The organism is Shewanella sp. VB17, from assembly GCF_013248905.1.
Taxonomy (GTDB): Bacteria; Pseudomonadota; Gammaproteobacteria; order Enterobacterales; family Shewanellaceae; genus Shewanella.
In genome coordinates this window covers 4,482,305-4,497,801 of the sequence record NZ_JABRVS010000001.1, presented here as the reverse complement: position 1 = coordinate 4,497,801, position 15,497 = coordinate 4,482,305, and the positions used below count along the sequence as shown (strand labels likewise).

At 40.6% G+C, this 15,497-nt stretch carries 13 protein-coding genes; 7 read left to right on the top strand and 6 right to left on the bottom strand.

The window, feature by feature from the left end; genetic code table 11:
• Positions 1 to 13: 13 nt before the first annotated feature.
• On the bottom strand, positions 14 to 901 hold the full coding sequence (locus HQQ94_RS19390) for a phosphoribulokinase (protein ID WP_173295966.1): 888 nt from the start codon (positions 899 to 901) through the stop codon (positions 14 to 16).
• Between the two features lie 96 nt (positions 902 to 997).
• Complete coding sequence (locus tag HQQ94_RS19385) at positions 998 to 1,234, bottom strand: YheU family protein (protein WP_173295965.1); 237 nt, start codon at positions 1,232 to 1,234, stop codon at positions 998 to 1,000.
• A 367-nt stretch (positions 1,235 to 1,601) separates the two neighbouring features.
• Here HQQ94_RS19385 and HQQ94_RS19380 point away from each other — a divergent pair, with 367 nt between their 5' ends.
• From HQQ94_RS19380 to HQQ94_RS19360, 6 genes are all read left to right on the top strand, one after another.
• A complete protein-coding gene (locus tag HQQ94_RS19380; RefSeq protein WP_173295964.1) occupies positions 1,602 to 2,111 on the top strand; it encodes a TAT leader-containing periplasmic protein in 510 nt (169 codons plus the stop codon).
• 87 nt (positions 2,112 to 2,198) lie between these two features.
• Entirely contained in the window at positions 2,199 to 3,791 is a 1,593-nt protein-coding gene (locus HQQ94_RS19375) for a GMC family oxidoreductase (protein ID WP_173295963.1), read from the top strand.
• 775 nt (positions 3,792 to 4,566) lie between these two features.
• Positions 4,567 to 4,878 carry a hypothetical protein gene (locus tag HQQ94_RS22730; protein ID WP_254304008.1) on the top strand — a complete coding sequence of 104 codons (312 nt, stop codon included), beginning with the start codon at positions 4,567 to 4,569 and terminating at the stop codon, positions 4,876 to 4,878.
• The gene (locus HQQ94_RS23005; RefSeq protein ID WP_309247287.1) at positions 4,856 to 5,839 is read left to right on the top strand and encodes a reverse transcriptase domain-containing protein; all 984 of its coding nucleotides are present in this window, start codon (positions 4,856 to 4,858) and stop codon (positions 5,837 to 5,839) included. Before HQQ94_RS22730 ends, HQQ94_RS23005 begins: the two co-directional genes overlap by 23 nt.
• An 89-nt stretch (positions 5,840 to 5,928) precedes the next feature.
• Positions 5,929 to 6,846, top strand: a complete 918-nt coding sequence (locus HQQ94_RS19365) for an IS5 family transposase (RefSeq protein WP_173294646.1) — start codon at positions 5,929 to 5,931, stop codon at positions 6,844 to 6,846.
• A gap of 422 nt (positions 6,847 to 7,268) precedes the next feature.
• Positions 7,269 to 8,525: a methyl-accepting chemotaxis protein gene (locus tag HQQ94_RS19360; protein WP_173295962.1), complete on the top strand. Its 1,257-nt coding sequence runs from the start codon at positions 7,269 to 7,271 to the stop codon at positions 8,523 to 8,525.
• A gap of 184 nt (positions 8,526 to 8,709) precedes the next feature.
• On the opposite strand, the gene azu is transcribed toward HQQ94_RS19360, so the two are convergent.
• From azu to HQQ94_RS19340, 4 genes are all read right to left on the bottom strand, one after another.
• On the bottom strand, positions 8,710 to 9,201 hold the full coding sequence (gene azu / locus HQQ94_RS19355) for an azurin (RefSeq protein WP_254304106.1): 492 nt from the start codon (positions 9,199 to 9,201) through the stop codon (positions 8,710 to 8,712).
• A gap of 311 nt (positions 9,202 to 9,512) precedes the next feature.
• Entirely contained in the window at positions 9,513 to 11,774 is a 2,262-nt protein-coding gene (locus tag HQQ94_RS19350; RefSeq protein WP_173295961.1) for a hypothetical protein, read from the bottom strand.
• Between the two features lie 514 nt (positions 11,775 to 12,288).
• Positions 12,289 to 12,465, bottom strand: a complete 177-nt coding sequence (locus HQQ94_RS19345; RefSeq protein ID WP_173295960.1) for a hypothetical protein — start codon at positions 12,463 to 12,465, stop codon at positions 12,289 to 12,291.
• Positions 12,462 to 14,177, bottom strand: coding sequence for an IucA/IucC family siderophore biosynthesis protein (locus HQQ94_RS19340; RefSeq protein ID WP_173295959.1), 1,716 nt, complete (start codon positions 14,175 to 14,177; stop codon positions 12,462 to 12,464). Before HQQ94_RS19340 ends, HQQ94_RS19345 begins: the two co-directional genes overlap by 4 nt.
• A gap of 136 nt (positions 14,178 to 14,313) precedes the next feature.
• On the opposite strand from HQQ94_RS19340, the gene HQQ94_RS19335 reads away from it, so the two are divergent.
• Positions 14,314 to 15,486: a hypothetical protein gene (locus HQQ94_RS19335; protein ID WP_173295958.1), complete on the top strand. Its 1,173-nt coding sequence runs from the start codon at positions 14,314 to 14,316 to the stop codon at positions 15,484 to 15,486.
• The last annotated feature ends 11 nt before the right edge of the window (positions 15,487 to 15,497 follow it).

Below are 15,497 nucleotides of genomic sequence, written 5' to 3'. Positions count from 1 at the left end.
AGGTATTAAACATTTATTCATTGTCTAGAGACAAGAGTTGCTGACGTTTCTCTAAAAGGTCGCGAATGAGTGGGGTAAGAATAAGTTCCATTGCTAATGACATCTTACCACCTGGCACCACTAAGGTATTAATCCTAGACATAAAGGAGCCTTGTATCATTTTAAGGTAGTAGGGGAAATCGACATTCTTGATCCCACGGAAGCGGATCACAACGAAACTCTCATCTAAACTAGGGATACTTTTAGCACTAAATGGGTTAGAGGTATCGACAGTCGGTACTCGCTGAAAATTGATATGAGTGCGGGAAAACTGAGGTGTCATATGGTTAATATAATCATCCATGCTACGTACAATTGAACCCATGACCTTTTCACGGCTATGTCCTCTGTCAGACGTATCACGCATAATTTTTTGGATCCATTCTAGGTTTACGATAGGTACCATGCCAATAAGTAGATCAACGTGTTCGGCAATATTGCAGGTGTCAGTTTTAACGCCACCGTGCAGTCCTTCATAATAGAGCATGTCGGTGTTTTCAGGGAGTGCTCGCCACTGAGTAAAAGTCCCTGGCATCTGATTGAAGGGTACAGCTTCATCGAAGGTATGTAAGTAAGAGCGTGTTTCACCTTTTCCCGTAGCACTATAATCACTAAAGCATTGTTCTAGTTTATTAAAATCGTTAGCTTCAGGACCAAAATAGCTGATGTTTTTGTTGTCTGTTTGCCCTTGGCGTATTTTTAGTTCCATTTCTGGTCGAGTATAATAATGAAAACTATCGCCCTCAATGCTAGCGGCATTGATCCCTAGCTGACGAAAAATATGCTTGAATGCCCTTGTGGTTGTCGTGGTACCTGCTCCTGAGGAGCCTGTTACTGCGATAATGGGGTGTTTTGCGGACATAATGTTCCTAAATGTAAGCTATATAATCTGATCGCTAATCTGTATTTATACTGTAATTAGTGACTTAAGGTCAAACTTACTGAAGTCGAGGCTGAATTAATGAGCTACATTTTCTCGTTGACGGATAGCGATAGAGTCATCATCTTCACTGTATTCTACGATTAGTATGCCTTGCTTAAGAGCTTGTTTACATTGGGTTATGGCTATTTTTAGTCCGTCTTCATCAGTGTCTGAAAAGCTGCCATCCTCGAGTTGCGTAAAAAGATATTCCTTTATTAATGTCTCAAAGGTATCTGGTGTTAGCTGCTCTAGTGACTCATATGGAATCAACATGCTTATGTTATTCTTATGTTAATGCTTAATGCTTGTAATGATACAGGCTTAGTCTCATAGAGAGAATCATCTTTGGATTTTTATTATTGATTGAGGATGTTTATCTGGTCTGTCCATTATTAAAACATCAAATAATTATTTTAATACATGTACTTAGCTGTAATTCTGTCACTTGGGTTACATTGCCTTTTTTGTTAGCTATTGCCGAGAATTAAAACATGTGTTTAATTACATAAGCAACCTTACAGTATAAATAAGCAATGGTTTGGGTTTTTTATGGATTAGCGTCCACACTTTTTAGGTAATCCTGACGAAAAAACAATGTCAAAATAAGCATTAATTCATAATATATTTACAAGGTGAGAGCATGGAGCGACGTACTTTTCTAACCACGGCATTTGTTGGCACGGCGGCATTAGCATTGGGAGGGAATATTTATTCGACTGACCATGTTCGAGTGAATAATGCATTGGAGAGTGAACATCGTTTGTTATTTAGTGTGTTAATTCCGGTATTTTTAGAAGACGCGTTGCCTAATGTTGAAGCAATGAAAATGGCCGCGAAAAATCGTACGCTTGATGCTATCGCAGATACCCTCTCTTATTTGCCTAAACAGGGGCGAGCTGAGTTGGAGGAGTTACTGGTGATGTTGGAGCAACGATTAGGTTTATTGCTACTCACAGGCAGTATCACCCCATTAATGATGCGTTCTCCTGATGAACTGATCTCAATGTTGGAATATTGGCGAAATAGTTTCTTAGATCTCATGGTTATTGCTTATCAAGGGTTGCGGGAGTTAGTGATGACTAGCTATTACGCATGTCCTGAGCACTGGAGTCACCTTAATTATCTTAAGCCAACATTTTTAGAAGACTAATATTATGTGGGTAAAATTGGCTATTGGTGAATGAATGCTAATGAAATAAAAATAACAGTAACCCTACAGTGTTTGGAGGTAATTGGGATGGCGATACAAGATCCTATAGAGGAGGGCTTAGCGTCTGGCTGGAAACATATCGATGCTAGTCAATTAAACCAAGGGAAAACCCTTGAGGCAGATGTTGTGATCGTCGGTAGTGGTGCAGGTGGCGGTGTCGCGGCAGAGATTTTAACCCAAGCGGGGCTCACCGTGATTATTGTCGAAGGTGGGCCACTTAAATCATCTAAAAGCTTTAATATGGAAGAAAGGCGGGCTTACCCTAATCTTTATCATCAAGCGGCAGGGATGAAAACAAAAGATAAAGCGATAGGTATTTTTCAGGGCAGAGCGGTGGGCGGTTCGACGACGGTTAATTGGACGACTTCTATTCGGACACCTTCACAGGCACTTGATTTTTGGGCTAAGTATAAGTCAGTAACCAACCTTTCTAGAAATGAGCTTGATCCCTGGTTTAAAAAGATGGAACAGCGTCTTAATATCTCCCAATGGGGGTATGAGCCTAACCGTAATAATCAAGCATTAAAGCATGGTTGTGAAAAACTAGGTTGGGATTTCACCGTCATTAAACGAAATGTTAAAGGCTGCTGGAATACTGGTTATTGTGGTATGGGCTGTCCGGTTAATGCGAAGCAATCTATGCTAGTCACGACTATCCCGTCAGCGTTAGCGCTGGGGGCGACCTTGGTTAGTCGGGCTAAAGTGATGCAGCTTGAGCACCATGATGGCAAGATCACCGCCATTAAGGCTCAGGCATTGACTGAACAATTAACCTCGACATCCATTGAACTTATTTTTAAGGCGAAGCATTATATTTTATCTGCAGGAGCGATACATAGCCCGACAATTCTACTGCGTTCGTGTGTCACCGATCCTCATAAACTGTTAGGGAAACGTACTTTTTTACATCCTACTTTACTTAGTGGCGCTTTGTTTGACGACCCAATCAATGGTCATAGTGGAGCACCACAATCTATCTATAGTGATCAGTTTGTATGGCGTGATGGTGCCGATGGCGAACTAGGCTATAAACTTGAGGTTCCACCTGTACATCCAGTGCTTATTGCTTCTAAGACATTGGGTTACGGTAAATCACATGCTGCCTTGATGGATAACTTTAACCAACTTCAGGTAACAATAGCCTTGATCCGCGATGGTTATCATCCAGACAGTCAAGGTGGACAGGTTCATTTAACAGACACAGGTTTTGAGCTTGATTACCCATTGGCTGATGTATTTTGGCATTCGGCGAGACGGGCGTTTGCCAGTATGGCTGAATTGCAGTTTGCAGCGGGTGCTAAGCAAGTGTTGCCGATGAGTGAAGGTATGCCCTATCTCAATAGTTGGAAAGAAGCAAAGTTAGCCATAGCCAACATGGAACTGGCACCGCTGAAGACTGTTGTCGCGTCAGCACATGTGATGGGAGGTTGCCCTATGGGAGAAGATCTTAACATGTCGATGGTTAATAGTTTTGGACAGTCTCATTATTATGAAAACTTATCAGTCATGGACGGATCAATATTTCCGACCAGTTTAGGCGCAAACCCTCAGCTATCAATTTATGGTATAACAGCAAGAAATGCCACACGCTTAGCTGAGCAGTTAATGACAGCAAGTTAGTGTGATAATGGCATGAGTGATTAATCATGCCATTTTTTGTTTGCCCAGCGAAGCTGGCAAACCCAGCAGGTTGAAAGAAACCTGTATCACCCTGACTAAGGGGAAGATAATCCGAATGGCAAGGGCGTTGCTGGCTAACGGCAGGGTCTGAAGGAAGCCATAGGAAGTGAGGTGTACACAACTAACCGTAACCTGTTTCGGCACTATTGGTGGGTGAGCGTGCAAAATAGCGCGAAGCCCAATACTTAGTCAGACTAATAGTGTGTTTGAGGGTGGAATACCTTATAGGGAGCCAGTGCAGTAACTGGGGAAGCCTGGCATCAGTTCCAGTGATAAGGGCTGGAGGCATTATCCCAAGAGGTGACTCAAGGGAAATGTTGGTGTGAGGTGGCAGATGAATCCGTAGTAGTGAGTAAGGCTCGGCCTGTGAAGCCCAGTAATGGTGTGGAGGATAAAACCAAGCTGACCATCAGCATCAAGTCTGGTGGAGTATTAAGTTGCCAAAAGCGCTTAATATTGCGAAGGGAGGAAGCGTGCTTTAAGTCTGTAATGAGCAGATGTTTTTTTTTCAGAGGTACACAAGTCGATTCGCTATCGAAGTCTTTTTTGAACTGGTCACCTTAGGAGTAAGGCTCTGGCTTAAGAAACTGTACAAGGGAGTAGTTTTGTCACTGTTTAGTAGATTGCCATTGCGCTAGAACGCTAAGCAACAAAGTGAAATAGACCGACTTTGAGGAAGTCATATCCGTCCCCATACAGCACACATGTGAGGAATATGCGAGTTTATCACAGTTTATACGGGCAACTTCTGAGTAAAGAGAAGCTGTATAAAGGATTTAGAAGAGTGTGGAAAGCCAAAGGCGCGGCCGGCATAGACAGGCAGAGCCTAAGCGACTTCGCCTCAAATCTGAGTGATAACCTCGATCAACTTCTTCATGAACTCAGCACTAAGCAATATCAAGCTCAGCCAGTCAGGCGGGTTGAGATCCCCAAAGAGGATGGCGGCGTGAGATTGCTTGGTATTCCAACTATTAGGGATAGAGTCGTTCAACAACCCCTAAACGATCTACTTAGCCCCCATCTTTGAAGAGCAATTTCACCCGTCAAGCTACGGCTATAGGCCAAGGCGAAGTTGTCACGATGCGATCAACAAAGCGACATTGTTTATGCGTCGGTACGAGCTTAAACATGTAGTGGATATGGACTTGTCAAAGTGTTTCGATAAATTAGACCACGGGCTAATCTTATCAAGCATCGAAAAGCGAGTTAGTGATGGTAGCGTGCTAAAGCTGCTCGTTCAGTTTTTGAAAAGTGGTGTGATGGTAGATGGGCACAAGCAAGCGACAGAAGTAGGGAGTCCGCAAGGTGGTGTAATAAGCCCACTGATAGCGAATATCTATCTGGATGCGTTTGATCAAGAGATGAAAAAACGGGGTCACAGAATAGTGCGCTACGCAGACGATATCTTGATTTTATGTCGCAGCCGAGCAGGGGCAGAAAACGCACTCAAGCAGGCGAAGAAGATACTGGAAGTCGAGTTAAAGCTTGAGGTAAACTCGCGTAAAACCCACATAGCAGACAGCAATGAAGGTGTGAAGTTTTTAGGAGTGGAGATAGGTAGTCGATACACACGTATCGAGCCGAAGAAACTAGCAGGGTTTAAATCGAAGCTAAAACAGATGACAAAGCGCAATGGTGGTAAGCCATTAAGCGAAGTGATCAAAGCGGTGAATCCTATTTTAAGAGGGTTCAGTCAGTATTTTCGGATAGCGAATGCGAATAGGGAGTTCGAGAAAATAGCAAGCTGGCTAAGGCGTAGGTTGAGGAGCGTCCAACTGAAGCTGTGGAAAACGCCACAGCGACTTCACAGACGGTTGAAGCAGATGGGGTATAAGCCCCCGTTTAAATCAATCAAGATGAACAGTTGGCGTAACTCACTGATTCCGTTAGCAAACTATGCGCTGCCCAATAAATGGTTTGATAGCTCAGGGTTAGTGAATCTTGGACATGTAAAAACAGGATATGTGTTCAGCGCAAAGCTGAGTTAAGTATGCAGGAGCCTTGTTTCCTAAATCGAGGGAACCTTTTGCCGTTAGCGTGATCTGATCCCTAAAGATAGCTATACGGAAGCTGAAAAGTGGGAAAATCTAAACATAAAATAACCAATTGGTCTCAGTACAATAAGGCGTTGATTAATCGAGGCTCACTCACTTTCTGGATTGATGAGCAAGCAATTAAGTCTTGGTATTGTTGTGAACACCACGGGCGTCGTGGTCGAGGGTTCACTTACTCTGATGTTGCTATTGAAACAGCACTCGTTGTGAAAGGCGTTTTTAACTTGTCATTACGAGCACTTGAAGGATTCACCAACTCTGTATTTCAACTTATGGATGTGCCACTGACCTCACCAAGTTATAGCTGTATAAGCAAAAGAGCTAAGACTGTTGAGATCAACTATCGAGCACCGAGTCGTGGCTCTGCGGCACATGTTGTGATTGATTCAACAGGTCTGAAAGTTTATGGAGAAGGAGAATGGAAAACGCGTAAGCATGGTAAAGAAAAACGCCGTACTTGGCGAAAGCTACACCTTGCAGTGGATAGTAATACCCATGAAATTGTGTCAGCTGAAATAAGCTTAGTTAACGTTGCCGATAATGAAGTATTTCCCACATTACTTAACCCATTAAGAAGAAATATAACTCAAGTCTCAGCTGATGGTGCCTATGACACTAAGGCATGTCATAAACTACTTCAGCGCAAAGGATGCAAGCCAACTATCCCTCCGAGAAGTCATGCTGGATATTGGGAGGATGACCACTCCAGAAATGAAGCAGTAAAAGCACTCAAGGCTAACCAATTAGCGCAATGGAAACAGGATAATGATTATCATCAGAGATCACTATCAGAAACAGCGATGTATCGATATAAACAGTTAATTAGTCCAAAACTGAGTCTTCGGGATTATAACGCTCAGGTAGGTGAAGCGTTAGCGGGTGTAAAAGCAATGAATAAAGTCATAGGGTTAGGAATGCCAGTTAGGAAACACGCTGCCTAATTGGGTGAAACACCTTGGGTTGCTGCGTTTAGAGTCGAGATTTGAGCAACAACGCCGTATGCAGGAGCCGTATACGAGGTCCGTACGTACGGTTCTGTGAGAGGGATGAGGCGGTAACGCCTCACCCTACTCGATATCATATGGTAAATTCAATATTGTCTCCTATTTTTATTAGGGCGTGTTGTTTCAATCAATGGGTATGTTTTAGTATAAAAGTCGATTGTTTACGGTTAATGGACTCATTTATTGTATTACGCGACATCCAGCTTGTGTAGACATAATTTATCAACAGCTTACCTTTGTTTATCCCTCTAACTAATTTGGAAGTCATTTGAGCTGAAATAGTGAGTGTTTTAGCTAAATATACTATAATTTTTTAATTAGTAGCGTTATGAACCTATTGTGAGGAAGGGTGTGAGTCAATGATATTCATACGCAGGTTAGATGTTGTTTTTATACTGATAAGCTATTTTGTATGCTCTGGATTATTACTGTTTTATGTACAGGCGGATATATATGCCTTACTTTCTATGTTAGCGCTCATTTTTATTGCTTGCTTGGCTATTTATCGTTTTGTTCGTGTGTTAACTAAACATATCGGTTTGATTGAATGTCAGTTTAATCATTTAGACAATAAAATAGACTTGTCAAAACGGCTTGAATTAAGTGGAACATTTCCTGCGCACCAGTTGCCGCTCAATATAAATCAGCATTTTGATATTTGCGAAGAGTCCTTGGCCTCTTTATCTGAATCCATTGGCCGACTTACCCCAATATCTACTGATTTATCTGAATCTTATGCGAACATGACTCAAAAATCTCAATTACAAGCTGGTGTGAGTCAAGTGGTGGCAGATGATATGGAAAAAGTATGGCAATCTACTGAAGAGGTATTATTGCTCACAAGTGCAATCATTAAAGGTTCGATTAATTGCGAAAGGTGTGTCGCTGATGGGGTGAATACTGTCGAAGAATCTGTAGATGCTATTCACCGTTTAGAAAAAAAAATGGATGAGGCTTTTGCCGAAGTTGAAATTTTGCAACAAAATAGTCAGCAAATAGGTGCGATTTTAAATGTGATCACTGCAATCTCAAATCAAACAAATTTACTTGCGCTTAATGCAGCAATTGAAGCTGCGCGCGCAGGTGAATTAGGGAGAGGTTTTGCGGTTGTGGCTGATGAAGTTCGCCAACTCGCAAGCAGAACAAGTGCTTCAACTAATGAAGTCAGTAACATGATTGATTTAATACAAGGTTCAAGTGACGTGTTAGCCAAGCATATTAATGGAAGTGGAGTGTTATTAAAGGAAGGGGTTTCTAATATTGAGCAGGCCAATATAGAGCTAAATAAAGTGGGAGATGTGATGGGGAAAATGAAAATAGATGTAGAAAAAATTGGGGGGTCAATAAACAATCAAGCTGAGTCTGTCCGGCATGTTAAAAGTGTGATTGGGGATGTTCAAGAGCTCAATCGTGAGGCTTTAAATACTTCACAGCTACATGCTGTCTCATCTGGTGATTTAAGTAACCTTGCAAATAGTATGTACGAAAAGTTATCCATTTTTCAATTTTCACAAGATGGTTCTCCTGAGTCACCAAAACGTCGAGAACAATTAAGGGGAGAAACTATACCCAATGTACCTGATGCGCTTCCTGAAAATGATTGCGAGTTCTTTTAATTTCGATATAAAGCTGGTATGTTACATAATGAAGAATTGAAAAAGGCTTTGACTGAAGCTGTTTTAGTCCTAGAGTCATAATGGCTAAGAATAGATAAAAGAGGCTCTCGTGTTAAAGAGAGCATCCATTAGCGCGGTAAGTTATCAGTAAAAGCAGTGGCTAATAAAGACTTACAGCTTATGTTTACGCTTTGATGATAAAGTCACCCTGCATAATTGCCCAGTGACCGGGGAAAGAGCAGAAGAACTTATAAGTTTCTGAAGAGGACATACCTTTAGTACTGAAGGTGATACTCGTTGATCCCCCACCACCGATTATTTCTGTGTGAGTAATAACACGCTTATCACCTTCTTTTACATAGCTAAGTGCAGCGCCAGCTCCCATTCCTTCATTGGCGACAGCTTGCATATCTGCCGCTTTAGTTAGTACCCAGTTATGTCCCATGGCCGTGATCGGTAGTTGGCCTGCATGGGTCAAAGTTAAGGTGACTTCTTCACAATTTACCGGGACACTAAGTTCTTTGGTATCAAATTGCATAGCGTCGTTGGCTGATATGTTGATAGCGCATTCGTTGGCATATGCTTGATTAGTTAAAAATAGGCTTAGCGTCAGAAGGGTGATTTTACCTTGTTGTTTACGCCATTGTGTCATCGTATTTTTGAAGAAAAATTTCATTTTATTTCCTTATGCTTGTATTTTATCTTTATTGATATTTTTAGTTTAAATGTAACAATGACAGATAATAAAACATTTTCAATGAAATAAGAATCATTCTCAAGAGAAGATGCTTGTTCTTTACATTGAAAGTGGAAAAGTGAGGAAAGGCTGGTGGGATTTAGTATTCATTGTTGTGGCAGGTAACTTATTATAATAATAGGGTTTATATATGAATTTAAATTTCATATCCTTTTAAGTAATGAGTGATTTTATACCATAAAGCCCTTTGTATAAATATACAAGGGCTTTATATAGAGACCTGATAAATATTAGTTTAAGCTTGTTTTCTTTTTGGAACCATTTAAAGAAATAAGCTTTGTTTTGCTAATACGGTAACGATATATTTCACGTAAATACTTTATGGCACGTTTTACATTGCCAGATGTGAGGCGAATGTCGTTGATTGACACAAATTTACCTTCTTCACTGCCTAATATTTCACGGTACTTCTTTTCATACATAGGTTTAATAGAATGCCAATTAGTGTCTAATATTTTTGCTGGGTTTTCAAATTCTGAAATCATGCTGTCAAGTTCATCTTCATTAAATACATCATCCTTAATTAAACTCAAAAACTTTTCATCAAAAGTATTATCATAACAATAATCACCTTTGCCAAAACATCGTTTTATATATGAGACCATTAAAGTAAGAAAATCATCACTTAAACAAGGACTTTTCGCAATTAATGTCGTTAAAGAAATGTTCTCTGAAGCACCAATAACCAGGGCGTAGCGTTTAAGTGTTGTATTAGGGAATAAGCTATTTAAGTGTGTTTTAAGGCGATTTAAATCCATGTATGATAATTTATAATCTTTAGGTAGCGATATAATTGAGACAATAGATGAACACTTATTAAAAAATAGAATGTCTTTTAATTTACTGGTGTCAAAACTATTGCTACGGCAGTCAGCTAAATGATCACGGTACACACTTGCTTCCATCGGTAATAAACTAACACCCTCAATGGCACGGGTGTCTTTATTAAAGTGTGGTAAATCAATAGAGCGGAAGAAGAGATCATCAATGTCTAATTCAACTAACTCACTCGGTGCTGCTTGGCGACCATCAATTATAGGTGCTGTTTTTTTTACGGTAGATTCAGCATAAGCAATGGTGACAGGTCCGGCTAAGCTCATGAATAAATCATTTGCATCTAAACGAATGGTTTCACTAATATCAACCCCTGCACGACGGAAATAGTCTTGGTCGTAATCTTTTGTTACAGCTTGCGCTGTTAAAATATTAAATATTTGCTGTGAAATATATTGGTTCGCAAATTTCTCCATGGTATTCACATCGACATTTTTCATGCTGCTACCATCTGATTCTTCGGCGTAGCGCATGATGTCGTTAGAGATTAACATCATTGAATTCCAAGGACGTAAGTGTTCAACTATGGTTCCTTTCTTTTCATCTTCACGATCTAAATTATAGGAAAAATCCCATTCTTCAGAGAGGTACTTACACAATAGACGACCTGAGTTGATGTGTAATGCTTCTGATATTTCAACTGATTGGCATGAGATGTTTGGCAAAATACAGATACCGCTACTAAAAATAGGCTCAAAAACAAAAGAGTGGCTGTCATTGGCCTTCGATTCTTTATTGATTCTTTTTTCAGTATTGAGAGTCTTACTCATATAAGCATATTGCTGTGCTAAACCGAACTCAGATGCCATACCTGAGCCAGTGCCACCGCCAGCACTAAATATGTAAAAAAATAAACGAGATTGATTCGCTTTGATACCACAAGAATCAATCATATACGAATGAATCGACTTCCAGTCTTTATTGAGGAATTTTTCTGCGCCTTTGTTAAGGATGATTTTTGCGAGGTATTGCCCCAAGACAGGCGCATTACCCGAGCCACCAGCATGAACTTCAGACAGATCCATTATCTTCATTTTAGAATAGCCGTCTAATAGGCTATTTTTACCATCCATATAGGAATAACGCACTCTGCCATCGATGTCTTGGTCTAAATCCCCTAAAATAACAAAAGGTTCAATTAGAAAAGCGGCACGTTTATCATGAGATTGATTGATGCCGAGCGACTTTTTTATCCAGCGACTGGCAATAGAAGGCTGATGTTTACGATGACTGTTTGATTGGTGAAAATCATTAAGATAATAATTACGTGCGTTGTACACGAGATTAGCGAGATCCAGTGATACGTTAGAACCACAGCGCCCTAATCCAATTAAACATACTGAAGGGAACTGGGCTTTAGCTTGATCTTCAGCGGTGAAATCATCTCTCAAAGGATATATTTGACCTTTAAGAGCAGATAGATGCTCTAAAATACGTTGGGTATCATCTTCAATGAAATAGACATGTTCAGAGATAGGTACGACCTTCTCATCTGCAATGGGTTCATTATGACTATTAAGCTGGATTGTGGCTTTTTTTTCATTAGCTTGATAGTCTGATTTTGGTCTGTTTTTTTGCTGGCTTTCTACGTGTGATGAAGGCTTCTCTATATCACCTTTAGGGCTATCCTCGACGACCGTACTTTTTTTAATGTCCATGTAAGTCTCTCTTTTATTGTTGCATCCAGCTGGGCGGCGTTGAGGCCTCTGGGTTAACAATCCCGCTAGGAACTGCGGTGAATATATTAAGTTACTATTTTCATCTTTTTTGTATTGATTTCATCACTCAATGTCAGCCATCTTGCAGTGATGACGGCTTTACCATTGGCCCTGTTAACATGTTGCTCCGTGGTTAACTTGATCATTCTTGTCAATACTCTCAGTAAGCATAGCTTTTGTTTTTAACTGGCGCATAGACAGTGTGAAAATTAGCTGATTTTGAGTCAGTATTTCATCTTTTACTCATCCGTTGTGGTGACTGGTTAACAATGTGAAGGTTAGGATAGATAGGGTTTCTGGTGTGTAAATTTAATTTTATTCGTATAAATAGCCAATATTTTATTTTTAAAAATAATGGGCGGATCACTAGGGGATCAATGGCTCGTATTGTCAATAAAGAGTAAAAAGAACTCAGTGTTAACAAAAGCTAATGCAGATATTGTTAAATTTGATATTAATGTCCTTCTAAGCTTAAATCACCAATAGAAATCACCACCACACCGTTGCGACTGTCATTATCGTCCGTCACCAGTAAGCGATATTGGTTATAGTAACCAGGGTAAGAGAGCCCATAACAGCGGGCCTCATTACCACTCCAATTTGTTTCATTGTCCCTTGTATCTAATGTCACCCCATTAAAGGATTATCTATAGGTTGACCCACATCAGGGAGTGGGCGCTCGTCACTGTCACCGTAGCCAATTTTAAATCGAACCCGATTGATGCAAATCTTATCGATTTTGGGCGAAAGTAGGTCAAATTGTTTGTACCTAGGGGTAAGCTCTGGATGTTGTGTTTGGTATTGGGTGATCACTTGATTCAGTAATCGGTAAAAACGCACTTCACTTAAGCCTAACGAAGCGACTTTAGGTGAGATAAAGCGGAGCACTGTAACAAAATGGCCAGTCAATAAGTCATGAACTAAATAATGTGCTGGTAATCGAGTTAGCGTTTTTCTAATATCTAGGTCTAATGAATCTAGCTCAGGATAGTCTTGATCAACAAGACGTAAGTCGCCATGAAAATCTTTAATGATACAGCCTACAGGCTGGTTGTTTTCTAGTATGAGTGTGACGTTTTGTCCATGTGCAACAAGTCCGACCCCATACTGGCACATTAGATGGTATATCGGGATCACAACATGATTGAATAGCTTCTCTAGCCAGTGCTCGATGTCAAGTTCTGAATTTTCAATTAATGCACCAATTAATGGCTGACCGCTAAGATCAGTTTGCATTAATGCAGCCATAGTGATTGGACGCTTAAGAGGGCCTATTACTGTTTCAGCTCTCTCACGCCAAATACAACCGAGCATTTCATGATAGCGATAAGGGCCTTGTTTAATTTGTGCTTGATAGGGGTGAGGACAATAAAAACCAGCCACTTCTTGTTGTACGTGAAGTCCATGGTCGCGAAGCGTAGTGTCACTTTTTGCTATTTGGTTTAACCAAGCCGACAGCCTAGGTCCTTGAACAATAAACTTGCCGGGGATGCCGCGGTAGCAGGAGGTGTTGAGAATACTGAGCGCTGTTTTGGCGTCAAAGCTAACATTATTGTCTAAGGTACTTAATGTGCGAATCGATTGCTGGGCATGCCAGTCTGGACCATGTTCGCCAAGATCAATGAGATCTCCTTGGGCAAATAAACACGCATATTGAGCGGTTAAGAAGCGTTGATGTTGCCAAGGGTGAACAGCGAAAAGCCAAAAATCTTGCAGTTGATCACCTAATAATGAACTTAACTTACTCAGACTCTTGTCACCAAGAATATTAGTGAGGATCTGCTCATAAGGCCTTTGTTCCGTTATCCCCGCTAGGCAATGAGATTTACGAGCCGCTAGCCATCTTAGTTTAAATGGCGCACCTGATTCGGGAGAGTAATTTTGCAGTGATTCTTTTCCCCAGCCTAGTCGCCCTTTGTTGGCAATAGCTTTTGGATGAGCATCAATGTATTGCTGGCGTTGAGTTTCGTTCATATTGACTAAGTCTTGAGCGGTAATATGGCTCAGATTAGATAATCTTTGTACGTCACTGTATAGCGTTTGCTGAATTTCTTCTAAGAGATTACCTAAGTTGATATCTGAAATCGATAATTGGTCACGTACATCTAGCAGTAGTTGACATGCTTGAGGAAGCTTCCCATCAGAGCACTTTAGTGACGTTAGATCTATGTCGAGCATGCCCCATATGGTGACATTGGCATTAAATGTCCAATTTCTTGAAAGAGTGGTGAGTTGCCAAAAACCTTGGATTTGTTTTGGGTGTAAGCGTTCTTCGTAATGAAGTTCTGAGATGATTTTTGCACAAAGAGTGTGATTGGCATTATGCCAATGTTGGCTGTTCATTTTTTAAATCCACTGAGTAATGAATGTTTAATTTAGGGGTTAATAAATATTTTTTGTTAACTTTTAATTATGATTAGCGTTATTATTAACATAATGTTAGAGTGATAACAATTATCATTTCGATTTAAGTTTAGGTATGAAGTCCGTGTTGTCTGTGGCATTGGTATCACTTGGGATTAATCAAACTTTAGTTATTGCGGCAATACCTACTTTAATGACGTGGGTCGGTCAGACAGATCCTAACTATTCATTAGGTTGGTTAGTCTTTACTGTCAATTTGAATCTAGTGAGTTATTGGCTAGGTGCGACTTATTGGGGAGGGGTTGCAGCTAAGTTAGGATTTACGCGAGCAATACATTTAGCTGCTTTGGGTTACATCGGGGCGAATGTATTATTTATTGCTACGCTTTTGGGTGAGAGTACACATTTATGGCTGATTGGTTTATGTCGACTATTGGTTGGTGGATTTAGCAGCGCATTTTTACCTTTGACCCAGACTCGGCTTGCTGCTCAAGCTGATGCAACACCTGCAGCCTTATCTAGCTTGAGTAGTAGCTTAACACTAGGACGCTTGCTAGGCCCCGGATTATTATTTCTACCATTATCACTTCCGTATTTAATGCTTGTGCCAGTGCTATTGGTGATCCCTGTGTTGTTTGGTCGTTATCATGTGTCACCTAAGGTGATATTTCCTCCCCAGCCAAAGGCAATCAAGTTAGTGACTACTTGGCAGCGTTTTGCTTATATTTCGGCTATGTTCACCACTGCTATTGTGGCGGTTTTTCAATTCAATGTACTGCAATTTTTAACTATACAAGGTTATCAAGGTGAGCAAGGCTCAGATGTTTATGCAGCCTTAATGCTTGCGACAAGTATCTTGCTTGTTGTTTATCAAATTGGCGTTATTCCAAGTCTTAACCGCAGGCGAGCTCATCTTTTCTTACCCATATTACTGACTGCTTTAGTCAGTGGTGGTGTCATCTTGGTTTTATTTGGTGATATGTGGTGGGGATTAGGATCGTCCTTGGTTGGACTGTTACTTGCTATAGCGGGTTTACCTGCTTGGTATACCAGCGGCTTATTGACAAGTGTGACGGGCCCTATTGAACAGGCAAAATATAGCGGGTATCTGACACGTGCTCATACCACGGGACACATTATAGGAACTGGGGCAGCTGCGCTATTTTTACATCAGCAGTGGATGCTTTCTTTACTGATCGCTTTTATTTCTGCTTGCCTTTTCTATAGTGCACTAAAACTCAAATCATCAACGGATTTCAATACAACTCAATCTATAAAATCTCACTAATAAGAATGGAT